We start from the raw sequence: 21,171 nt of genomic DNA, 5'->3' as shown, positions 1-21,171 counted from the left end.
AATCCGGTGACGTGACAGACAAGCCCCGCATTCCGAATGTCCTGGCCGGCCGCTACGCCTCGGCGGAGCTGGCCCGGCTGTGGTCCCCCGAGTACAAGGTGGTGCTGGAGCGCCGCCTGTGGCTGGCGGTCCTGCGCGCCCAGCGGGATCTGGGCGTGGCCGTCCCCGACGAGGCGCTCGCCGACTACGAGCGCGTCCTGGAGCGGGTGGACCTGGCGTCGATCGCCGAGCGTGAGCGGGTGACGCGGCACGATGTGAAGGCGCGGATCGAGGAGTTCAACGCGCTCGCCGGGCACGAGCAGATCCACAAGGGCATGACCTCGCGGGATCTGACCGAGAACGTGGAGCAGTTGCAGATCCGGCTCTCGCTGGAGCTGGTGCGCGACCGTACGGTGGCGCTGCTGGCGCGGCTCGGCCGGCTGGCGGGCGAGTACGGCGGCCTGGTGATGGCGGGGCGTTCGCACAATGTGGCGGCGCAGGCGACCACGCTGGGCAAGCGCTTCGCGACGGGAGCCGACGAGCTGCTGGTGGCGTTCGGCCGGGTGGAGGAGCTGCTGGCCCGCTACCCGCTGCGCGGCATCAAGGGCCCGGTGGGCACCTCCCAGGACATGCTGGACCTCCTCGGTGGCGATCCGGCGCGGCTGGCGGATCTGGAGGCGCGGATCGCCGGGCACCTGGGCTTCGCCCGGGCGCTGACCTCGGTCGGCCAGGTGTACCCGCGCTCGCTGGACTACGAGGTGGTCTCGGCGCTGGTCCAGTTGGCCGCGGCGCCGTCCTCGCTGGCGAAGACGATCCGGCTGATGGCCGGGCAGGAGCTGGTGACCGAGGGCTTCCAGCCGGGGCAGGTGGGCTCCTCGGCGATGCCGCACAAGATGAACACGCGCTCGTGCGAGCGGGTGAACGGGCTCGCGGTGATCCTGCGCGGCCACGCCTCGATGGTGGGCGAGCTGGCGGGCGACCAGTGGAACGAGGGCGATGTCTCGTGCTCGGTGGTGCGCCGGGTGGCGCTGCCGGACGCGTTCTTCGCCTTCGACGGGCTGGTGGAGACGTTTTTGACGGTGCTGGACGAGTTCGGGGCGTTCGAGCCGGTGGTGGCCCGGGAGCTGGACCGTTTCCTGCCGTTCCTGGCGACCACCAAGGTGCTGATGGCGGCGGTGCGCGCCGGGGTGGGCCGCGAGACGGCGCACGAGGTGATCAAGGAGCACGCGGTGGCGTCCGCGCTGCGGCTGCGGGAGGGCGGCGAGCGCAACGAGCTGCTGGAGCGGCTGGCGGCGGACGACCGTATCCCGCTGGGCGCGGCCGAGCTGGCGGCGCTGATGGCGGACCGGCTGTCGTTCACGGGCGCGGCCGGGGAGCAGGTGGCCGCCGTGGTGGCGGCCGTGGAGGAGGTGGCCGAGCGGCATCCGAAGGCTGCCACGTACACGCCGGGGGCGATTCTCTGACGTCGTGGGAGGGCGGGGATCCGTCCCTGCTGCGCAGGATCAACTCCGCGGTGGTGCTGCGGGCGCTGCGGGCGGCCGGTGAGTCGGGGCGGTCTCCGTCGCTGGCGGAGCTGGCCGCCGTCACCGGGCTGTCCCGGCCCACCGTGGAGCAGGTCGTGGAGTCGCTGCTGGGCGCGGGATACGCCGCCGCGGCGGTGAACGGTGACGGGACGCGGGCGCCCCGGGTGGGGCGCCCGGCGCGCCGCTTCCGGTTCCGGGCGGAGGCCGGTCATCTGCTGGGGGTGGAGATAGGGGCGCTGCGGGTCGCGGTGCTGGTGTCCGATCTGGCCGGGCGGCGGGTGGGCTCGGCGGTGCGGACGGCGACTGCGCGGACACCGGCCGCCGAGCGTCTCGCCCTGGTGGAGGGGGCGGCGCGGGCCGCGCTGATGGCGTCGGGGGTGGCGCGGGATTCGGTGCGGGCGGTGGGGGTGGGCTCGCCGGGGATCATGGCGGCCGACGGTTCGGTGCGGCTGTGCGCGGCGCTGCCGGGGTGGACGGGGCTGGCGCTCGGGGAGCGGCTGAGGGCGGCGCTCGGGGCGCCGGTGGTGGTGGAGAACGACGCGAACGTGGCGGCGGTGGGCGAGCGCTGGCGGGGCACCGCGGTGGGCTGTGACGATGTGGTGATGGTGCTGGCCGGGCTGTCGCCCGGCGCGGGATCGCTGATCGGGGGGCGGGTGCACCGGGGGTACGGCGGGGCGGCCGGGGAGATCGGGGCGCTGCATCTGCTGGGGCGGGGGGCGACGCCCGAGTCGCTGCTGTCCACGGACGGCCGGCCGCTGGCGGCGCTGGACGAGGCCGCGGTGGGACGGGTGTTCGAGCGGGCGCGGGGTGGGGAGGCGCTGGCGGGGGCGGCGGTGGAGCGCTACGTGGAGCGGCTGACCCACGATGTGACGGCGCTGGTGCTGGCGTTGGATCCCGAGCTGGTGGTGGTGGGCGGCTGGGCCTCGGGGCTGGACGGGGTGGTGGAGCCGCTGGCGCGGGAGCTGTCCCGGTACTGTCTGCGCACCCCGCGGGTGGCGGCGTCGGCGCTGGGCGCGGAGGCGATCGCCTGGGGGGCGCTGCGGATGGCGCTGGACCGGGTGGAGGCGGAGATGTTCGCGGTGCACCCGCCGGGCGGCCCGGCGGAGTGCGGCGTCCGGCCGGAGTGATCCGGCGCCGCCGGTGGCGGTGCCGCGCCCGGCTCAGCCGTGCCGGGTCAGCTGGTGAGGGCGGTCAGGGCCGGCTGGTCGGCGAAGGTGAGCCGGCAGGTGTCGGCCCGGTAGGTGGCGACGGAGACGGCCGCGGTGCGGCCGGCCGCGAAGTAGCGGGTGGTGACCAGCAGGACCGGTGATCCCGGCAGCCGTTCCAGGCGGCGGGCCGCCTCGGCGCCCGCAGCGCCGAGTTCGACGGTGCGGTCCTGTCCCGAGGCGTCGGTCTCCTGGAGCCGGCGCAGCAACCACCTGGCCCGTTCGGGGCCTTCGGCGGCGGGGAGCCGCGGCTCGCCCGAGCCGGGTACATACAGCTGCTCGGTGGCGACCGGCTGACCGTGGGTCATCAGGGTGCGGTGGATGACCTCGACGGGTTCGCCGGCCCGGACGTCCAGCAGCCGGGCCACGGCGGGCGGCGGCGGTGCGGGGGCCGCGGCGGTGGCGGTCCACGGGTCGCCGGACCAGCCGGGCCAGGAGTGCTGGGAGGGGCTGAGGTCCACCCCGACGCGGGGCGGCGCGACGGTGGTGCCCACCCCGCGGCGGCGCTGGAGGCGGCCTTCGAGCTCCAGTTGTTCCAGAGCCTGGCGCAGGGTGGCCCGGGCGACGCCGAAGCGGGCGGCCAGCTCGCGCTCGTTGGGCAGGATCTCGCCCACCGAGAACTCGGTGTCCAGGGCCTTGGACAGCAGGGTGCGCAGGTGCCAGTACTTGGGCTCCGGCTCGCGCTCCCGTTGCGTCGTTTCCACCGCTGCCTCCCCGAAACCCGCGATTATGAAAGGTTGTTGCGTATATGGCGGACCCTAGGGCGGCCCGGCGGCTTGGTCAAGACCAATCAATCCCGACACCGGTACCGAGGTACCTCGATAGAGTCGTGTCATGAAACAGCACGTCACTGTGGTCACAGGAGGCAGCCGGGGTATCGGTGCCGCCATCGCCGTGCGCCTCGCCCGGGCCGGGCACCACCTCGCCATCGGCTACGAACGCGACACCGACGCCGCCGAGGAGACCGCGGCGAAGGTGCGCGAAGCGGGCGGACAGGCCGTCACCGTCCAGGTGGACACCAGCGACGCCGACCAGGTCGACCACCTCTTCGACACCACCGTCCGCGCCCTCGGCCCGGTCACGGGCACGGTGTGCAACGCCGGGATCACCGGACCGCTGGGCCGGTTCACCGAAACCGGTACCGACATCATGCGGCGCGTGGTGGACGTCAACGTCATGGGGACCCTGCTGTGCGCCCGGCGCGCGGCCCGCGAGATGTCCACCCGGTACGAGGGCTCCGGCGGCGCCATCGTGACCATCTCCTCGGGCGCGGCCACTCTGGGCAGCCCCGGCGAGTACGTGCACTACGCCGCGACGAAGGCCGCCGTCGACGCGCTGGCGGTCGGCCTCGCCAAGGAGCTGGCCCCCGACGGCGTACGGGTCAACTCCGTGCAGCCGGGGATGATCGTGACCGACATGCACGCCGCCATGGGCGACGCGCAGCGCCCCTGGCGCAAGCAGGACCGGGTGCCGATGCGCCGCCCCGGGCAGCCGGAGGAGGTGGCCGGGGCGGTCGCCTGGCTGCTGTCGGAGGAGGCCTCGTACACCACGGGCGCGGTGCTGCGGGTCTCCGGCGGCCTGTAGCCGGCTCGGCCACGGCGATGCGGGCCGGGCCGGCCCGCATCGCCGTTCAGTCGCCGGCCATCCCCGCCAGATGCCGCAGCTTGTCGGGGTTGGAGATGAGATAGACCCGGCTCACCAGCCCGTCCGCCACCTCCAGCTGGAACACCGCGTACGGCGCGCCGGCGCTGGAGACCAGCAGCCCCGGGCCGCCGTTCAGGTCCACGAAGCGCACCTGCGACGCGGCCGGCCGGCGTCCGCCGATCCCGGTGAGGAAACGGGCCGCCTTGTGGGCGTCGGTGATCACCCGCAGCGGGGCCTTGCCCCGGCCACCGCCGTCCCCGACCACCTGGACATCGGTGGCCAGCAGCGCCATGAGCCCGTCCAGATCGCCCTGGGTGGCGGCGGCCAGGAACCGCTCGGTCAGCTCGCGCCGCTGCACCGGATCCACCGCGAAGCGCGGTCGCCGCTCCGCGACATGCCGACGGGCCCGGCCCGCCAGCTGCCGTACCGCCGCCTCCCCGCGCCCCAGGATCCCGGCGATCTCCTGGTACGGGAACGCGAACGCCTCGCGCAGCACGAACACCGCGCGCTCCAGCGGGCTGAGCGACTCCAGCACCACCAGCACCGCCAGCGAGACGGACTCGGCGCGCAGCGCCGGCCCGGCCGCGTCCCCCGCCTCCGCCGGCTCCACCCGCGCGGCGGTGGGCAGCGGTTCGGGCAGCCAGGTGCCCGGGTACGTCTCGCGGGCCTCGCGCAGCCGGTGCAGCCGCTCCATCGCCAACCGGGTGGTGATCCGCACCAGATACGCGCGGGGGTGCTCGACGGCCCCGCGCTCCGCGCCCGACCAGCGCAGCCAGGTCTCCTGCACGATGTCCTCGGCGTCCGCGACGGCGCCCAGCATCCGGTAGGCGACACCGAACAGCAGGCCGCGGTGCTCCTCGAAGATCTTCAGCCCGTCATCGTCCACGCCGGCCAGCATCCCATTGCGGCACACCGGCTTTACCTCCGCACCGGGTTACGCTCGGAGCATGGCATGGGGGCCCGGCCGACCGAAGGCCGCATTTACCACCGAAGCATCCTTAACCCCGCGGTCACAGAACGTTCGTGGCCGGGCAACACCGGGGAGGGACAGTGGTTCCATGGCTGACTCCTCCCTCCATCGCACCATCGTCCGCTCGGTGGACCCGGTGGGGCCCGGCGATCTGGCCGCCGCCCGGGAGTTGCACGCCCGCTGCTCGCCACAGACCCTGCGCGAGCGCTACCACGGGGTGCGGGACGCGGAGGAGGCCGACCGGCTGCTGCCGCATCTGCTCAGCCCCCGGTTCGGGCACGGCGTCGCCGCCCGGGACCGGGACGGCACACTGGCGGGCCTGGGGCATCTGCTGTGGGAAGGCGAGGGCGACGAGGTCGAACTGGCCCTGCTGGTGCCGGACGGACGCCAGCGGCGCGGGGTGGGCACGGCCCTGCTGCGCCGGCTGCTCACCCTGGCCGCGGGCGCCGGCTACACGGAGATCTACGCGGTGACCCGCCCGGGCGGCAGCGGCGAGCACGGGCTCTCGGCCCTGCTGCGGGCCTCGGGCCTGACGGTCGGCCGCTACCCGGACGGGGAGACGGTGGTGCTCTGCGCCCCGCTGGCCGCCCGGCCGCTGCCCGCCCCGCTGGATCCGGCCGCCCGCGTGCCGTGATGCCCCGGGCGGCACGCCCGCCCACGGCCCGCTGACCGGCCGCGACAGTAACGACCGGGCACATCAGTAGTGACGAATCCGGGGTCAGGTACCAGGATGGTGCGCATGTCCGAAGACACCACCAGCCCCGTGCTGCCCCGAGCCCTCGCCGATTCCTACGTCGACGCCCTCGTCGCGCTCGACCCCATCACCGGCACCTTCCTGGGCGTCGCCGAGAGCGCAGGACGGCTGCCCGACTACTCCCCGAAGGCCAGCTGGCCCGGGCCGAACTCGCCCGGCGCACCCTGCGGGAGCTGACCGAGGCGGAGAACCGCCCCGGAGCGGACAGCGACGCCGAGCGGCGCTGCGCCCGGCTGCTGCGCGAGCGGCTCACCGCCGAACTCGCCGTGCACGAGGCGGACGAGCACCTGCGGGCCATCAGCAACCTCTTCTCCCCCGTGCACGATGTGCGCAGCGTCTTCTCCCTGATGCCGGCCGAGACCGAGGCCGACTGGGCGGACATCGCCACCCGGCTGCGCGCCGTGCCCGCCTCGCTGGAGAGCTACCGGGCCGCGCTGGCCGCCGGCCTGGAGCGCGGGCTGCCGGCCGGGCCGCGTCAGGTCACCACCGTGATCGGCCAGTTGGAGGAGTGGATCGCGGACGGCGCGGAGAAGAGCTGGTTCGCGCAGTTCGTGGCGGACGGCCCCGAGGCGCTGCGCACGGAGCTGGCCGAGGGCGCGCGCGAAGCCACCGGCGCGATCGTGGCGCTGCGGGAGTGGCTGGCCGGCACGTACTCCCCCGGTGTGGCCGGTGCCCCGCAGATCGTGGGCCGCGAGCGCTACGCCCGCTGGGTGCGCTACTGGAACGGCACCGACCTGGACCTGGACGAGGCGTACGCGTACGGCTGGTCCGAGTTCCACCGGCTGCACGCCGAGATGAAGGCCGAGGCGGCCAAGATCCTGCCCGGCGCCACCCCGTGGGAGACGCTGCGTCACCTGGACACCGAGGGCGAGGCCGTCGAGGGCGTCGAGGAGATCCGGGTCTGGCTCCAGGAGCTGATGGACGAGGCCATCGAGGCGCTGGACGGCACCCACTTCGAACTGGCCGACCGCGTCAAGCGCGTGGAATCGATGATCGCCCCGCCCGGCAGCGCGGCGGCCCCGTACTACACCAGCCCCTCGCTCGACTTCTCGCGGCCGGGGCGCACCTGGCTGCCGACGATGGGCGAGACCCGGTTCCCGGTCTACGACCTGGTCTCCACCTGGTACCACGAGGGGGTCCCCGGCCACCACCTCCAGCTGGCGCAGTGGGCGCACGTCGCCGATCAGCTCTCGCGGTACCAGACCACGGTGGGCATGGTCTCGGCCAACGCCGAGGGCTGGGCGCTGTACGCGGAGCGGCTGATGGACGAGCTGGGCTTCCTGGACAACGCGGAGCGCCGTCTGGGCTATCTGGACTGCCAGATGATGCGCGCGGTGCGGGTCATCATCGACATCGGCATGCACCTGGAGCTGGAGATCCCGGCGGACTCGCCGTTCCACCCGGGTGAGCGCTGGACGCCGGAGCTGGCCCAGGAGTTCTTCGGGCAGCACAGCGGGCGGCCGGCGGACTTCGTGGAGAGCGAGTTGGTGCGCTACCTGGGCATGCCGGGGCAGGCCATCGGCTACAAGCTGGGCGAACGGGCCTGGCTGCGCGGCCGGGAGGCGGCGCGGGCGGCGCACGGTGACGCCTTCGACGCGAAGAAGTGGCACATGGCGGCGCTGTCGCAGGGCTCGCTGGGTCTGGACGACCTGGAGGCGGAGCTCTCGGCGCTGTGAGGACCGGCCGCCCGTCCGGACCCCTCGGGGCCGGTCGGGCGGCCCGCCCGGCTGCGCCGCCCCGGCACCACGGCACCTCTCCCACGGGATCACGAGGGCGTCAGCGAGCGAATCCTCCCTCGGAGTTGATGACCTCGCCGGTGACCCAGCCGGCCTCGTCCCCGGCGAGCCAGGTGATGAGCCGGGCGGCGTCCTCGGGGGCGCCCCAGCGTCCCTCCGGGAACAGCCCGGCGACAATGGCGTGGTGCTCGCCGGTGAGATACCCCGTGTCGACCGGCCCCGGATTGACAGCGTTGACCGTGATGCGCTGCCGCATCAGGCCGGTGGCCAGGCTGCGGGTGATGGAGGCGATGGCGCCCTTGGAGAGCGCGTACGGGATCTGGTCGGGCATGCCGCCGCGCAGATCCTGGCCCGAGGTCATGAGCACGACCCGTCCGGCCGGCGCGTCGGGGCCGCCGAGCCGGTGACGGCGGGCGAACGCCTGCACCAGGAGGACCGAGGCGCGGGTGTTCACCTGGTAGTGCCGGTCGAGCATGTCGGCGGTGAGCTCCGGCAGCGGCCCATCGTGACCGCTGAGGGCCTGATTGGCGATCAGGATGTCCAGGCGTCCTCCGAGGGCTTCGGCCGCGGTGTCGATCAGCGCGGCGGGGACGGCCGGATCGGCCAGGTCGCCGGGGCCGTGCGCGACGACGGCGGACGGGCCGGCCGCCTCCCGTACGGCGGCGGCGAGCGCGGCGGGGCCCTGGGGGTCGGCGCCCCAGGGCTGCTCGGCGTCGTGCGGGGTGTGGTGGTGCAGATAGACGCTCGCGCCGAGGGCGGCGAGTCGCCGGGCGGTCGCGAAGCCGATCCCGGCGCGCCGCGAGGCGCCGGTGACCAGGGCGGTACGGCCGAGCAGGGGCTGATGAGGGGTCATGGCCCCACCTTGCGATACGCCGCGTCTCGCGTCACCCGGTTTTGCGTACGGTGGACCCCCGGGCGGTCTTGATCACCTCAAGCTGGGTGGGGATGCGGGCCCGCAGGTCCGGTACATGGCTGACGATGCCGACCGCCCGGTCCTGCTCGCGCAGCGAGTCCAGCACGTCGAGCACCTCGTCCAGGGACTGTTCGTCCAGGGATCCGAATCCCTCGTCGATGAACAGCGTGTCCAGCCGCTGCCCGCCGGCCTCGGCGGCCACCACGTCGGCCAGACCGAGCGCGAGCGCCAGCGAGACGAAGAAGGACTCGCCGCCGGAAAGGGTGGCAGTGTCCCGGGGCCGCCCGGTCCAGGCGTCCAGGACATGGAGGCCGAGGCCGGAACGGCCCCGGGTGGCCTTGCTGTCGGAGTGCGCCAGCTGATAGCGCCCGGCGGACATCCGGTACAGGCGGCTGCCGGCCGCCTCGGCGACCTGTTCGAGCCGGGCGGCCAGGACGTATGTCTCCAGCCGCATCCGGTAGGTGTTCTCGGCCGCTGTGCCGGCCGCCAGCCCGGCCAGCCGCGCGATGCGTGCGGCCTCCTCGCGTACCGGTGCGAGGGCGCGTGCCTCCGAAACCAGCCGGGCGGAGAGGGCGTCCAGCTCCCGGCAGCGCGTCCGCGCGGCGCTGTCGGCGGCGGCGGCCTCCCGCAGCCGCACGATGGCGGCGTCGAGCGCCCGCCGGACGACGGCGACCTGGTCGGCGGGCCCGTCGCCCGCGCCGGGCAGGTGGCGCGCGGCTTCGGCGACGGCCTCGGTCAGCGTGCGAGCCGGTGCCGACGCCACGTCACGGGCCTGGCCCGGCAGGGCGTCGGCGGGCCGGTCCCGGGGTGTCGCCGGGCGCCCCGCCTCGTCCCCGTCCTGCTCGGCCGCCCGCTGCGGCCGGCCGCCCTGTCCCGGCACGGAAGCAACCGTCCGCTCCACCGTGCTGCCCGCGCCGTCCTCCGCCTCGGAGGCGGCGGCACGGGGCTGCCGGGGATCACCGGGGCGCTGCGGCGCGGTACCGTCGGCGCCTCCGGCCGCCGGCGCCGGGGCCTCACCGGCACCCGCTGACTCTGCCGTCCCCACAGACTCCCCGCTCGCTCCGGACAGGCGAGCGCCCCCCTGCCGGGAACTCCCCGGACGCTGCGGCGCGGTACCGTCGGCGACCCCCGCCGTCGTGCCCGAGGGCGCGCTCTCGCCCGGAACGGCTGCCGCAGGCTGCCACGACGGTTCTTCGCCCGGTCCGGGCCCGCGAGCGCCCGCCTGCCGGGGCACGTCCGTCGCCTGTGGCGCGACGCCGGCATCGCTTCCGGGGGGCCCGGCAACGTCCGCCAGCAGGGCCGCGATGGCGGCCTCCTCCGTGCGCCAGTCGTTCAGGCGGCGTTCCAGGGAGCGCTGGTGCTCGGCGGAACGTACCGCCTCGGCCGCCTCCTGCGGCCCGGGGAATCCGGCCCGGTGGGCGGCGTCCCGCGCCTGGGTCCGTGCCGCCTCCCACCGCTGCGCGCTCTCCCCCGCTCTGCGGACCGTCTCCACCGCACCGGCCAGGGCCTGTGCCAGGGCGCTCAGTTCGGCGGCGCGGTCGGCCACCGTGGGGGCCTCGCCGCGCGCCGCGTGGATCTCCGCCAGCAGGCCCTCCCGCTCCGTGCGCAGCGCGCGTTCCCGGGACGTACGGGCCGCGATCCGGCGCTCGACGTCCCGGTGCAGGGCCTGCCGTTCGGCGTGACGCCGCTCGGCCGCCGCCAGCCGATCCCGTACCTCCTCCTCGGTGTCCGCCACCGCCAGATCGGCGCGCTGACCGTCTTCCAGCGCGGCGAGTTCCCGGGTCAGGCCGGGAACCGTCCCCTCTCCGGCCGCCGCGTCGGCGGCGGCGTGCGCCTCGCGCAGTGCGGCCAGGGCGGCGGAGGTCCGTTCGCGGTGGGCGGATGCGGCACGGTGGGCCTCCTCGGCGGCCCGTTCGCCCTGCGGCGACACCGGGTCGGGGCCGCCCGCCGCGGGGTCTGGGTGCTCGGTGGCACCGCACACCGCGCAGGGTTCGCCCGGCCGCAGTCCCGCCGCGAGTTCGGCGGCCATGCCGCGCAGTCGGCGTTCCTTGAGCTCCAGCCACTGCTCGTACGCGCCCGCCGCAGTCTCCCTGGCCAGCAGTTCGGCCTTCTCGGCCGCCCCGATCCGGTCGGCGAGTGCGGCGCGGCGGCCGGCGGCGTCCAGTCGGCGCTCGGTGTCGGCCAGCGTCCCGGTCCGGTGCCCGGCCCTGGTGCGGGCGGCTTCCGCCGCCGCCAGCTGCCGCGCCAGTTCCTCGCGTTCCCCGCCGAACCGCTCCAGCCATCCGGCTGTCTCTGCCAGCAGCTCGGCGTCCTCGTGCTCCTCCCCTGCCAGCGTCTCCAGTTCGGCGGCGAGACGGCCGGCCCGCTCCTCGGCCTGGCGGGCGGCGGTCAGCGCGCCGAGGTGGCCGCGTACGGTCCGCTCCTGCGCGGCCAGCCGGTCCGCGGTCGCCTCCCTGAGCGGTTCGGGCAGCCCGGCGCGCGCGGCTCCGGCCGCCTCGGCGGCGGCCCGGTGCTCCGCCTCGGCGTTCTCGCGCAGCCGCAGGGCCGGGGCGACCGCCGCGGCGGCCCGGGCGGCGGCGAGTTCGGCCCCGGTGTGCTCGCGTTCCGCCCGCCGGCCGTCCCAGCGCTCGGCGCGGCGGCGGGCCTCGGCGAGCCGTTCCGCGCGGCGCACCCGCTCCGTCGTCCGCGCGAACGCGCGCTGGGCCCGCGTGTGCCCGGCCTCGGCGGCGTGCAGGGCCTGGGCGGCGATGTCGCGCTGTTCGCGGGCGAGGCTGCGCAGCTGGGCCGCCCAGGGCAGGACGTCTTCCTCCGGTTCCGCCGGGTCCCCGGCCCCGGCGGCCTGCCGCAGCCGGTCGGTCAGGGAACGCAGCCGGTCGTCCCCGTCCCGTACCCCGGCCGCCGCCTCCTGCCGCCGTTCCGCCAATCGCTGCTCCACGGCGGCGAACCGCCGCGTGTCGAACAGCCGCCCGAGCAGCTTGGCCCGGTCCTCCGCGCCGGCCCGCAGGAAGCGGGCGAAGTCTCCCTGGGGCAGCAGCACCACCTGGCAGAACTGCTCGCGGTTCATGCCGAGCAGCTGACCGAGTTCCTCGCCGATCTCCTGGTGCGAGCGGCTGAGCGCCCGCCAGCCGCCGCCCGCGCCGTCCGTGGTCCGCTCGCGCAGCGCACTGTACGCACGTTCTGTCGTGGTTCCGGTGCCGCGCTTCTTGGGCCGCTCGCGTTCCGGTCGCCGGGTCACCTCCAGGCGCCGGCCGCCGAGGGTGAGTTCGAGGACGACCTCGGTCGCCGTGTCCGGCTCGGCGTGGTCGCTGCGCAGCCCGCCCGGGGCCTGCTGCCGCGCGCCGGGCACCGATCCGTAGAGCGCGAAGCACACCCCGTCCAGGATGGCGGTCTTCCCGGCCCCGGTCGGTCCGTGCAGCAGGAAGAGCCCGCCGGAGGACAGGGCGTCGAAGTCGATGTGCTGGGTGCCGCCGAACGGCCCGAAGGCGGTCAGGGTGAGCCGGTGCAGCCTCATGCGTTCCTCTCCCCCACCCGGGCCGCCTCCAGGGCGCGCCGCAGCTCGGCGCGTTCCTGTGCGTCGGGTGCCTGCCCGGGCCGTACGTGGGCGATGAAGTCCTCGGCGATCCGCTGGTCGTCGCGGCCGCGCAGCCGCTCGGCGTAACTGCGGCGGCCCTCGCGGGCGGCCTGTTCGGGGGCGAAGGCGAGGGCGAGGAGATGCGGGAAGCGGGCGGAGAGCCGGGCCATGGGCTCGGGGGGCCGGGCGGGGTCGGTCAGGGTGGCCTCGACCCAGTGCTCGCGGTGCCGCTCCAGCGAGGGGTCCGCCAGCAGGTCCTCCAGCCGCCCGGTGATCCTGGCCAGCGGACGGGGCACGGGGCAGTCCACGCGCTCGCCGCGCACCTCGCCGGCGGCGTCGAGGTCGATGAGCCACATGGACTTGCGGTGGCCGGCCTCGGAGAAGGAGTACGCGAGCGGGGAGCCCGAGTACCGCACCCGCTCGGTGAGCGTCTGGCAGCCGTGCAGATGGCCGAGTGCCGCGTAGTGCACGCCGTCGAAGAGTGAGGCGGGCACGGAAGCGGCACCGCCCGCGGTGATGTCGCGTTCGCTGTCGGAGGTCGCGCCGCCGGTGACGAAGGCGTGGGCGAGCACGACGGCACGCGTCCCGGCCGGCCGGCGGGCGAGATCCTCGCGCACCCGCCGCATGGCGGCCCCGAGCACGGCGCTGTGCCGGGCGGTCTCCACCGCGAACTGCTCGCGCACCAGCTGCGGTTCCAGATACGGCAGCCCGTACACGGCGACCTCGCCGTGGGTGTCCCGCAGCAGGACGGGGGTGGCGCACTCCTCGGGGTCGGTCCGCAGATGCACCCCGGCGCCATCCATCAGCCCGGCGCCGACGCCCAGTCTCCTGGCCGAGTCGTGGTTGCCGGAGATCATGACGGCGGGAATCCCCGCCCCGGCCAACTGCCGCAGCACGCGGTCGAACAGCTCCACGGCGACCAGCGGCGGCACGGCCCGGTCGTAGATGTCCCCCGCGACGAGCACCGCGTCCACCTCGTGCTGCCGGGCGGTCTCCACCAGATGGTCGAGAAACACCCGCTGCGCCTCGATCAACGGCACCCGGTGCAGCCCCCGCCCCAGATGCCAGTCGGAGGTGTGCAGAAACCTCACCCAGCCCGCTCCGATCTCTCCGTACACCCGTTCGCCGCCGCACCCCGGACCGGTACGGAAGGGACGAGTCGGCCAAGGTCCCTACGCTAAGCGGTGTCTGTGCCGGTGCGTCCGGCGGGTGTGGCGGACGGTGCGGTCCTTCCCCCGTGGTGTCGGGGGAAGGACCGCGAGGGTGCGGGGGCCTACGGCGTCCAGCCGCCGAGCCAGGTGGCCGGGGTGTGGGAGCCGGCCTGCTGGTCGGTCAGGTGGGGGCGGGTGCCGCTCGGTGTGCCCGCGCCGGGGCCGCTGTTGCGGTACTCGGCGAACCGGGCGCCCTGCCACGGGAAGCCGCTCATGTCGGTCCAGGGAGTGGCGCGGATCGCGTCCGACAGCTGGGTGTCGCGGACGGTCACCTGGGGGTGCAGGGTGGCGTCGCCGCCGGAGTACCAGGGGCGGCCCAGGTAGTAGGTACCGGCGCTCACCTCGCCGGTGATGGTGGAGTCGGTGATGAGGAAACCGGGGAACCGCGGCGCGGTGGAGGGGGCAGTGACGTAGCCGGCCGAGGTGCCGTCGGGGCGGCGGGTGACCTGGATGACCGAGCGGGTGATGACGGCCGTGGCGCGGCCGAAGATGAAGTCGACGTTGCCGCTGATGGTGGAGTGGGAGATGTGGACCCGGCCCTGCCGGTCCTTGTTCGCGCTGTCCAGCAGCAGGGTGTCCTGGTCGCCGTGGGCGGCGATGTTGGAGAGCACGATGCGGTCGCCGCGGGTGCGCAGCGCCACCGCCTGGTGGTTGGGCTGGTCGGCGTGGGCAAGTTCGTCGAAGTCGTTGGCGAAGGTGATGTTGCGGGCCTGGAAGTCGTCGGCGTCGACGGCGAAAGTGGCGCTGCCGCTGGTGCCGTACGTGCCGCCGCCCGGCTTGGGGGTGCCGCTGGAGTTGTTGTAGACGATCGTCACGTCGGCGGCCCGGCCGCTGCTGCCGACGAGCCGGATGTGCGGCTTGTCGCTGGGCACCAGGACGACTTCCCGGTAGACGCCCGGGTGGACGGTGATGGTGACGGGGCTGGTGTTGTTGGCGGGGACGGCGTCGATCGCCGCCTGGATGCCGCCGAAGGCCGCGCTGCCGTCGGCGGCCACCGTCAGGGAGGCGGCGGCGTGACCGGGCGCGGCGGTGGCGGCCGGGGTCAGGGCGGTGGTGAGCAGGGCGGCGGCCAGCAGCAGGGGTGCGGTCAGGGTGCGGGGACGCGAACGCATGGGTCATCCGTTCTGCGGGGGAGGTGGTGTCCTTCGCACCCTGGTTGCCGCGGGGCCCGGTTTGGTTGCCGGCTCAGCGCTGGGGGCGCAGCGCCGCCAGTTGTTCGGCGAAGGGGATGACCTCCCGCTCCCCGACCGGCGCCGACGCGGGGGCCGGACCGCCGGCACCGGCTCCCGGCGCGCCCGCCATGAGTGCGGCGAGTTCGCGGCCGGCGCGCCGGATGCGTTCGGGGAGCCGGTCCACGAGCGGGTCGGTGCCGCCGCCCCAGTCCTCGGACGCCGCGTACACCCCGGTCGGTACGGTGACCGTCCGCAGGTAGCCGAACAGCGGGCGCATGGCGTGGTCCAGCACGAGCGAGTGCCGGGCGCTGCCGCCGGTGGCGCCGACCAGGACGGGGCGACCCGCCAGCAGGTCGGCTTCCAGAAGGTCGGCGTAGGACTTGAACAGTCCGCTGTAGGAGGCGTTGAAGACCGGGGTGACGGCGATGATGCCGTCCGCCCCCGTCGTGGCGTCGAGCGCGTCGCGCAGCGCCGGGCCGGGGAATCCGGTGACCAGGTGCTGGGCGATGTCACCGGCGAGTTCGCGCAGTTCGATGACCCGGGTGGTCACCTCGCGGCCGTTCTCCTCCAGGTGTGCGGCGGTTGCCTCGGCCAGCCGGTCGGCGAGCAGCCGGGTGGTGGACGGCTTGCCGAGGCCCGCCGTGATGACCGTCAGCTTCAGCGGGGTCGTCATCGCAGGGCTCCTTCCTTGTGCTGGGCGACCCGGGCGGCGTGGGTGGGGCCCTGCGGGACGCCGTCAGCCCGCCGGGCGGCGAACTCCTCGCGCAGCACCGGCAGTACCTCCTCGCCGAACAGGTCGAGCTGCTCCAGCACGGTCTTCAGGGGCAGCCCCGCGTGGTCGACCAGGAACAGCTGGCGCTGGTAGTCGCCGAAGGACTCGCGGAAGGTCAGGGTCTTCTCGATGACCTCCTGCGGGCTGCCGACGGTCAGCGGCGTCTGGTCGGTGAACTCCTCCAGCGAGGGGCCGTGGCCGTAGACCGGGGCGTTGTCGAAGTAGGGGCGGAACTCGCGTACCGCGTCCTGGGAGTTGCGGCGCATGAAGAACTGCCCGCCGAGGCCGACCACGGCACTCTCGCGCGGCCCGTGCCCGTAGTGCGCCCAGCGGTCCCGGTACAGGTCGATGAGGCGCTTGAAGTGCTCCTTGGGCCAGAAGATGTTGTTGGCGAAGAAGCCGTCGCCGTAGTACGCGGCCTGTTCGGCGATCTCGGGGCTGCGGATGGAGCCGTGCCACACGAAGGGCGGGACGCCGTCCAGCGGGCGCGGGGTGGAGGTGAAGCCCTGGAGCGGGGTGCGGAAGCGGCCTTCCCAGTTGACGACGTCCTCGCGCCACAGCTGGTGCAGCAGCGCGTAGTTCTCGATGGCCAGCGGGATGCCCTGCCGGATGTCCTGGCCGAACCAGGGGTAGACGGGGCCGGTGTTGCCGCGGCCCAGCATCAGGTCGACGCGCCCGTCGGCCAGGTGCTGGAGCATCGCGAAGTCCTCGGCGATCTTCACCGGGTCGTTGGTGGTGATGAGGGTCGTGGAGGTGGACAGGATGAGCCGCTCGGTGCGGGCGGCGATCCAGCCGAGCATGGTGGTGGGCGAGGAGGGGACGAACGGGGGGTTGTGGTGCTCGCCGGTGGCGAAGACGTCGAGTCCGATCTCCTCGGCCTTGAGCGCGATGGCGGTCATGGCCTTGATGCGGTCGTGCTCGCTCGGCGTGGTGCCGTTGGTGGGGTCGGTGGTGACATCCCCGACCGTGAAAATGCCGAACTGCATCGTGCCCGCCTCCTAGATTGTTTACTGTTCAACTATACCGCCGGAACGCGGTCCGGGCGCCCACTATTCCCCGGCGCCTCCGGCCCCGCCGAAGCCCCGTCCCGGCGCGCCCCTCAGGCCACGCCGTAGGTGTCCCCGCCCAGCTCCAGGCGAGCCGCACCGGCCGTCGCGTCCGCCAGCCAGCCCTCGAACCCGGGCACACCGGCGGCCGGCAGCGCGACCTCGATCGTCACCGCGGCCCCGTAGCGCACCTCACGCACCGCGTGCCCCTTCGCGCGCAGCTCATGCTCCAGACGGCCCGCCCGCTGATGATCGACCGTGACCGTCGCCAGCCGGTACCGCCGCCGGGTCTCGGTGCCCACCGCGTCCAGCGCGGCCCCCACCGCGCCCCCGTACGCCCTGATCAGCCCGCCGGCGCCCAGCTTCACCCCGCCGTAGTACCGGGTGACCACCGCCACCGCGTACCGGATCTCCCGCCGGGTGAGCATCCGCAGCATCGGCACCCCCGCCGTGCCGCCGGGCTCGCCGTCGTCGCCGCACTTCTGTACGCCCGCCTCCGCACCGATCACATACGCCCAGCAATGATGGGTGGCCGTGGGGTGCGCCGCCCGCTCCCGGGCGAGGATCGCGACCGCCGCCTCCTCCGTGCCCGCCGGTGCCAGCGCGCACACGAAGCGCGAACGGTTGACCTCGGTCTCGTGCACGCCCCCCGCACCGGCCACCGTCACATACGCGTCCCGCATCCGGCCAGCCTAAGCCGAGGCCCGGGAATGGCGTGCCCGGGGCGGTCGTTGACGCAGGCATGGACACCGAAACGGACACCGTACGACACATCCTCACCGAGACCGGCGACACCTGGGCGGTCGTGGGGCTGTCCAACAACGAGCGCCGCGCGGCGTACGGGGTGGCCGCCGTGCTCCAGCGGTTCGGCAAACGGGTCGTGCCCGTCCACCCCAAGGCGGAGACGGTGCACGGCGAGCGCGGATACGCCTCGCTCGCCGAGATCCCGTTCCCGGTGGATGTGGTGGATGTCTTCGTCAACAGCGCACTCGCCGGGGCGGTCGCCGACGAGGCGGTGGCCATCGGGGCCAAGGCGGTGTGGTTCCAGCTCGGCGTGGTCGACGAGGCCGCCCGGGAACGCACCCGGGCGGCCGGTCTCGACATGGTGATGGACCGCTGCCCGGCGATCGAGATCCCCCGGCTGCCGAGCTAGGACCTGCCTTCCCGTTACCGGGAGCTGTCCAGCGCGCCGACCGCCACCGAGGCCGCTTCGGCGATGAGCGCGTTGTCGAACTCCGCGTCCTCCTCCTCCCGGGTGGAGTAGACCGCGAGCAGCAGGGGCTCGCCGCCGTCCTCCGGCCACAGCACCGCGATGTCGTTGCGGCCGCCGTAGCCGCCCGCGCCGGTCTTGTCGCCCACGGTCCAGCCCTCACCGACGCCCGCCCGGATCAGCTCGTCCCCGGTGGTGTTGGTGATCAGCCACTCGCTCAGCTGCGCGCGCTCCGGCTCCGGCAGCACCTCGCCCAGCACGTAGGCGCCCAGGTTCGCGGCGAAGACGCGCGGGGTGGACGTGTCCCGCTCATCCCCGGGCACGGCCTCGTTCAGCTCCGGCTCGTAGCGGTTCATCCGGGTCGTGTCGTCGCCCAGTCCGGCCAGCCGCTCCTGAAGGCCGGCCGGGCCGCCGACGGTGTCCCAGAGCAGGTTCGCGGCGGTGTTGTCGCTGTAGCGGACGGTGGCGTCGCACAGGTCCGACATGCTCATCCCCCCTTCGGGCAGGTTCTCCTCCGTCACCGGAGAGTTGGGGACCAGGTCCTGCTCTCCATAGGGGATCACCTCGTCCATGCCCGCCAAGCCGTACTCATCCAGCACGGCCCCGCACAGCAGCGCCTTGAAGGTGGAGGCGTACGCGAACCGCTCGTCCTCCCGGTAGCCGATCTCCTCGCCGCTGCCGGTGTCCAGCGCGTACACCCCCAGCCGTACGTCGTACTCCTCCTCCAGCCGGGCGAAATCCTCCTCCGGATCCTGGGAGAGGACCGCGTCCGAAGCAGACGCGCCCGGCGCCCGCTCGCCCTCACCGTCCGCCGTACCGCCCTGGTCCGCGCCGCCGCAGCCCACCAGCGGCACCAGCACCAGCGCACCCAGTGCCCCCGCCAGGAACCTGCCGCCGACTCGCCTGTGCACCCGCATCTTCGCTCCCCATTCACGCACGGACCGGGGACGGTCCCCGCCCGCGTGATCACCCTCCCGCCCGGCCACCCATGCCGTCCAAGACCCGGTTGCGCGGTTCCATGCCGAAGTGGCATAGGGTCGCGGCCATGGATCTGGTCGGTGCCTGCCGCGCCTTCGTGAAGGTGAGCGAACGCGGCAGTTTCACGGTCGGCGCGGCAGCTGCCCGGATGGCCCAGTCGGTGGCCAGCCGCAAGATCGCCGCGCTGGAGAAGCATCTGGGCGAACCCCTGCTGGAACGCTCCGCACGCCGCGCGACGCTCACCCCCTTCGGCCGCGACCTGCTGCCGCACGCCCGCCGGCTGGTCCAGCTGGCCGAACTGCTGGAGCACGAGGCGGAGACCGCCAAGCGCCGCCCGTTCCGGCTGGCCGTCCCGGACGGCTGCCCGGCCGGTGCGCTGGCCCGGCTCATCGCCGACGCCCGGCGCCACGAGCTGATCCTGGAGCCCCGGCCGCTGCCGCCCGCCGAGCGCGCCGAGCGGGTGAGGGTCCAGGAGGTGCGCGCCGCCCTGGTCGCGGTGCCCGAGGGCGAGGCGGTGTGGACCGTACCGCTGGGCCTGGCCGGGGCGACCGAGCCAGCCGGGGCCCGGATCCATCTGGAGACGCTGCGCGCCGGGCGCACCGACCGCGACCCGCCGCGCCGGGTGTGGCTCCAGCCGGAGGACGAGGTGCCGCACATCCGGGACCCGCTCGCCCGGCTGCGCGACGCGGTGGGGCTGCGGCCGGCCCAGCTCATGTCGGCCGGTTCACCGGCCGCGGCCGCCGCGGAGGTGCTGTGCTCACGGGATCTGCTGCTGTGCTCGCGGGCGCAGGCGGCGGAGCTGGGCCTGCACTGGCGCCCGCTCGGCGAACTGCGGCCGGTGCGCGGCTTCGCCGTGGCCGCCGCCGTACGCGCGGACGCCGAGCGGATCAGGGAACTGCTGGGCGGCGGCATCGCCCGCTGCCTGGGCGCCGAACCGCAGGGTGGGAGCGGCCCGCGGGCCGGGGCGCCGGCACGGACAGGACCGGGAACGGAAACGGGGGCGGGCACGGCCGCATGATGAGCGAGGACCGTCTGCTGCGGGAGTTGCGCGCGACGCTGCGGGACGGCGGGCTGCGCGGCTCGTTCCTGGTGCGCGATCTGGCCACCGGTGACGAGCTGGGCATCGACCCCGATCTCGAATTCCCGATCGCCTCCCTGGTGAAGATCCCGCTGGCCATCGCGACCCTGGAGCGGGTACGGCGCGGCGAGCTGGACCCCGCCCGGCAGATCGAGGTGGCGCCCGGTCGCGTCGCCGCGCCGGGACCGACCGGGCTGAGCCGGTTCCGGCACCCGGCCCGGATGGCCGTCGACGACCTGCTCTACCTGGGCGTCTCCATCAGCGACAGCACCTCGGCCGACGCGCTGTTCGCGCTCACCCCGCCCGCCGAGGTCGCCCGGATCCTGGACGAACTCGGCCTGGACGGCGTCTTCGTGCGGCACTCGATGGGCGACCTGGAGGACACCCCTGTGGACCGGCTCCATCCGGCGGACGCCCACCTCGCGCACTCCCTGGCGATCGGCGCCAGCACCAGCGGCCGGGGACACCCGGTGTGGCAGCTGGACATCGCCCGCGCCAACACCGGCACCGCCCGGGCCTTCACCGAACTGCTCCAGGCGCTGTGGACCCCCTCGGCGATCGACCCGGGGATCGCGACGCGGGTACGGGAGCTGATGGGGGCCAATCTGCTGCGGCAGCGGCTGGCCCCCGACTTCAGCTCGGACGCCACTGTGTGGTCCTCCAAGACGGGCACCCTGCTGAACCTGCGGCACGAGACGGGCGTGGTCGAGCACGCCGACGGTCAGGCGTTCGCGGTGACCGCGCTCACCGAGTCACAGGTTCCGGCGGGCCGGCAGCCGGAGGCCGAGGCACTCATGGGCCAGGTGGCCCGGGCGCTGCGCGATCAGCTGCGGCAGGGGTGAGCCGGACGGATCAGCGGCCGAGGCCTTCCACCACCGTCACACCGGGCAGGGAGCCGAGCGCCTTGCCCGGCAGGATGATCTTGCCGCGCCGGTGGCCGCTGCCGATCAGCGCCCAGGGCAGCTCGACGGCGGCCGCGTCCACCAGCAGCGGCCAGCCCGCCGGCAGCCCGATGGGCGTGATGCCGCCGTACTCCATGCCGCTGGCCTCCACGGCCTGCTCCATCGGTGCGAACGACGCCTTGCGGGCGCCGAGGCGGCGGCGCACCACCCCGTTGACGTCGACCCGGGTGGTGGCGGGCACCAGGGCGGCGGCGAGCGCGGTCTCCCCGCCCCGCTTCCCGGCGATCACCACGCAGTTGGCCGAGGCCTGCTCCAGGTCAGCGCCGTAGGCGGCCACGAAGACCGCGGTGTCGGCCTTCTCCGGGTCACTGTCCACGAACAGCACCTGCTCGACGGGCACCGGCCCCGACCAGGCCCGCAGGGCGGCGCCGACCGGCGCGGGCAGCAGGTCCAGGCACTCGATGGCCGGACGGGCTTCGTCGAATGTTCCGATGGGGGCGCGCATGG

General features: G+C 74.6%; 18 protein-coding genes and 1 pseudogene. 8 read left to right on the top strand and 11 right to left on the bottom strand.

Features of this window, described 5'->3' with window-relative positions; translation table 11 throughout:
* Positions 1-11: 11 nt before the first annotated feature.
* Both purB and SXIM_RS26275 read left to right on the top strand, forming a co-directional pair.
* Positions 12-1,442 carry an adenylosuccinate lyase gene (purB, locus tag SXIM_RS26280; protein WP_030737671.1) on the top strand — a complete coding sequence of 477 codons (1,431 nt, stop codon included), beginning with the start codon at positions 12-14 and terminating at the stop codon, positions 1,440-1,442.
* Positions 1,443-1,492: 50 nt separating this feature from the next.
* Positions 1,493-2,629: an ROK family protein gene (locus tag SXIM_RS26275; RefSeq protein ID WP_030737668.1), complete on the top strand. Its 1,137-nt coding sequence runs from the start codon at positions 1,493-1,495 to the stop codon at positions 2,627-2,629.
* 47 nt (positions 2,630-2,676) lie between these two features.
* Here the strand turns inward: SXIM_RS26275 and SXIM_RS26270 are convergent, their stop codons facing one another.
* On the bottom strand, positions 2,677-3,411 hold the full coding sequence (locus SXIM_RS26270; RefSeq protein WP_030737663.1) for a GntR family transcriptional regulator: 735 nt from the start codon (positions 3,409-3,411) through the stop codon (positions 2,677-2,679).
* Between the two features lie 130 nt (positions 3,412-3,541).
* On the opposite strand from SXIM_RS26270, the gene SXIM_RS26265 reads away from it, so the two are divergent.
* Positions 3,542-4,291: an SDR family NAD(P)-dependent oxidoreductase gene (locus tag SXIM_RS26265; RefSeq protein ID WP_030737661.1), complete on the top strand. Its 750-nt coding sequence runs from the start codon at positions 3,542-3,544 to the stop codon at positions 4,289-4,291.
* Between the two features lie 46 nt (positions 4,292-4,337).
* Here SXIM_RS26265 and sigJ read toward each other — a convergent pair whose 3' ends face one another.
* Positions 4,338-5,249: an RNA polymerase sigma factor SigJ gene (gene sigJ, locus SXIM_RS26260; RefSeq protein WP_030737658.1), complete on the bottom strand. Its 912-nt coding sequence runs from the start codon at positions 5,247-5,249 to the stop codon at positions 4,338-4,340.
* Positions 5,250-5,409: 160 nt separating this feature from the next.
* Here sigJ and SXIM_RS28745 point away from each other — a divergent pair, with 160 nt between their 5' ends.
* Both SXIM_RS28745 and SXIM_RS26250 read left to right on the top strand, forming a co-directional pair.
* The gene (locus SXIM_RS28745) at positions 5,410-5,955 is read left to right on the top strand and encodes a GNAT family N-acetyltransferase (protein WP_053116314.1); all 546 of its coding nucleotides are present in this window, start codon (positions 5,410-5,412) and stop codon (positions 5,953-5,955) included.
* A 105-nt stretch (positions 5,956-6,060) separates the two neighbouring features.
* A pseudogene (locus SXIM_RS26250) lies at positions 6,061-7,751 on the top strand (DUF885 domain-containing protein).
* Between the two features lie 100 nt (positions 7,752-7,851).
* Here the strand turns inward: SXIM_RS26250 and SXIM_RS26245 are convergent.
* The 7 genes from SXIM_RS26245 to SXIM_RS26215 all read right to left on the bottom strand — a co-directional run bounded on the left by SXIM_RS26245 (position 7,852) and on the right by SXIM_RS26215 (position 17,179).
* The gene (locus tag SXIM_RS26245; protein ID WP_030737650.1) at positions 7,852-8,664 is read right to left on the bottom strand and encodes an SDR family oxidoreductase; all 813 of its coding nucleotides are present in this window, start codon (positions 8,662-8,664) and stop codon (positions 7,852-7,854) included.
* A gap of 31 nt (positions 8,665-8,695) precedes the next feature.
* The gene (locus SXIM_RS28645; RefSeq protein ID WP_046725266.1) at positions 8,696-12,235 is read right to left on the bottom strand and encodes an AAA family ATPase; all 3,540 of its coding nucleotides are present in this window, start codon (positions 12,233-12,235) and stop codon (positions 8,696-8,698) included.
* Positions 12,232-13,386 (bottom strand): exonuclease SbcCD subunit D, encoded by a 1,155-nt coding sequence (locus SXIM_RS26235; RefSeq protein ID WP_046725949.1) that lies wholly within the window; start codon positions 13,384-13,386, stop codon positions 12,232-12,234. The genes SXIM_RS28645 and SXIM_RS26235 overlap by 4 nt, the downstream gene beginning before the upstream one ends.
* A gap of 182 nt (positions 13,387-13,568) precedes the next feature.
* Positions 13,569-14,618 carry a pectinesterase family protein gene (locus tag SXIM_RS26230; protein WP_046725265.1) on the bottom strand — a complete coding sequence of 350 codons (1,050 nt, stop codon included), beginning with the start codon at positions 14,616-14,618 and terminating at the stop codon, positions 13,569-13,571.
* A gap of 73 nt (positions 14,619-14,691) precedes the next feature.
* The gene (locus SXIM_RS26225) at positions 14,692-15,351 is read right to left on the bottom strand and encodes an FMN reductase (RefSeq protein WP_030737638.1); all 660 of its coding nucleotides are present in this window, start codon (positions 15,349-15,351) and stop codon (positions 14,692-14,694) included.
* The gene (locus SXIM_RS26220) at positions 15,348-16,436 is read right to left on the bottom strand and encodes an LLM class flavin-dependent oxidoreductase (protein WP_046725264.1); all 1,089 of its coding nucleotides are present in this window, start codon (positions 16,434-16,436) and stop codon (positions 15,348-15,350) included. The genes SXIM_RS26225 and SXIM_RS26220 overlap by 4 nt, the downstream gene beginning before the upstream one ends.
* Before the next feature lie 113 nt (positions 16,437-16,549).
* Positions 16,550-17,179: an IMPACT family protein gene (locus tag SXIM_RS26215; RefSeq protein ID WP_046725263.1), complete on the bottom strand. Its 630-nt coding sequence runs from the start codon at positions 17,177-17,179 to the stop codon at positions 16,550-16,552.
* A gap of 59 nt (positions 17,180-17,238) precedes the next feature.
* Between SXIM_RS26215 and SXIM_RS26210 the strand changes: the two genes are divergently transcribed.
* Positions 17,239-17,649 carry a CoA-binding protein gene (locus SXIM_RS26210; RefSeq protein ID WP_046725262.1) on the top strand — a complete coding sequence of 137 codons (411 nt, stop codon included), beginning with the start codon at positions 17,239-17,241 and terminating at the stop codon, positions 17,647-17,649.
* A 14-nt stretch (positions 17,650-17,663) separates the two neighbouring features.
* Here the strand turns inward: SXIM_RS26210 and bla are convergent, their stop codons facing one another.
* Positions 17,664-18,560, bottom strand: coding sequence for a class A beta-lactamase (gene bla / locus SXIM_RS26205; RefSeq protein WP_376049930.1), 897 nt, complete (start codon positions 18,558-18,560; stop codon positions 17,664-17,666).
* A 191-nt stretch (positions 18,561-18,751) separates the two neighbouring features.
* On the opposite strand from bla, the gene SXIM_RS26200 reads away from it, so the two are divergent.
* A complete protein-coding gene (locus tag SXIM_RS26200; protein WP_030737623.1) occupies positions 18,752-19,702 on the top strand; it encodes a LysR family transcriptional regulator in 951 nt (316 codons plus the stop codon).
* Positions 19,702-20,604 (top strand): serine hydrolase, encoded by a 903-nt coding sequence (locus SXIM_RS26195; protein ID WP_030737620.1) that lies wholly within the window; start codon positions 19,702-19,704, stop codon positions 20,602-20,604. The genes SXIM_RS26200 and SXIM_RS26195 overlap by 1 nt, the downstream gene beginning before the upstream one ends.
* Before the next feature lie 10 nt (positions 20,605-20,614).
* On the opposite strand, the gene SXIM_RS26190 is transcribed toward SXIM_RS26195, so the two are convergent.
* Positions 20,615-21,169 (bottom strand): YbaK/EbsC family protein, encoded by a 555-nt coding sequence (locus tag SXIM_RS26190; protein WP_030737616.1) that lies wholly within the window; start codon positions 21,167-21,169, stop codon positions 20,615-20,617.
* Positions 21,170-21,171: the final 2 nt, after the last annotated feature.

The sequence above is a fragment of the Streptomyces xiamenensis genome (assembly GCF_000993785.3).
Lineage (GTDB): Bacteria > Actinomycetota > Actinomycetes > Streptomycetales > Streptomycetaceae > Streptomyces > Streptomyces xiamenensis.
This window is presented reverse-complemented; position numbering and strand designations above follow the sequence as displayed.

Coding starts and splice junctions, on each gene's coding strand:
- SXIM_RS28745 (WP_053116314.1), top strand. CDS start 5,410: ATGGCTGACTCCTCCCTCCATCGCACCATCGTCCGCTCGGTGGACCCG.
- SXIM_RS26200 (WP_030737623.1), top strand. CDS start 18,752: ATGGATCTGGTCGGTGCCTGCCGCGCCTTCGTGAAGGTGAGCGAACGC.
- SXIM_RS26265 (WP_030737661.1), top strand. CDS start 3,542: ATGAAACAGCACGTCACTGTGGTCACAGGAGGCAGCCGGGGTATCGGT.
- SXIM_RS26230 (WP_046725265.1), bottom strand. CDS start 14,618: ATGCGTTCGCGTCCCCGCACCCTGACCGCACCCCTGCTGCTGGCCGCC.
- SXIM_RS26245 (WP_030737650.1), bottom strand. CDS start 8,664: ATGACCCCTCATCAGCCCCTGCTCGGCCGTACCGCCCTGGTCACCGGC.
- SXIM_RS26195 (WP_030737620.1), top strand. CDS start 19,702: ATGAGCGAGGACCGTCTGCTGCGGGAGTTGCGCGCGACGCTGCGGGAC.
- SXIM_RS26215 (WP_046725263.1), bottom strand. CDS start 17,179: ATGCGGGACGCGTATGTGACGGTGGCCGGTGCGGGGGGCGTGCACGAG.
- SXIM_RS26225 (WP_030737638.1), bottom strand. CDS start 15,351: ATGACGACCCCGCTGAAGCTGACGGTCATCACGGCGGGCCTCGGCAAG.
- SXIM_RS28645 (WP_046725266.1), bottom strand. CDS start 12,235: ATGAGGCTGCACCGGCTCACCCTGACCGCCTTCGGGCCGTTCGGCGGC.
- SXIM_RS26210 (WP_046725262.1), top strand. CDS start 17,239: ATGGACACCGAAACGGACACCGTACGACACATCCTCACCGAGACCGGC.
- sigJ (WP_030737658.1), bottom strand. CDS start 5,249: ATGCTGGCCGGCGTGGACGATGACGGGCTGAAGATCTTCGAGGAGCAC.
- SXIM_RS26220 (WP_046725264.1), bottom strand. CDS start 16,436: ATGCAGTTCGGCATTTTCACGGTCGGGGATGTCACCACCGACCCCACC.
- SXIM_RS26190 (WP_030737616.1), bottom strand. CDS start 21,169: ATGCGCGCCCCCATCGGAACATTCGACGAAGCCCGTCCGGCCATCGAG.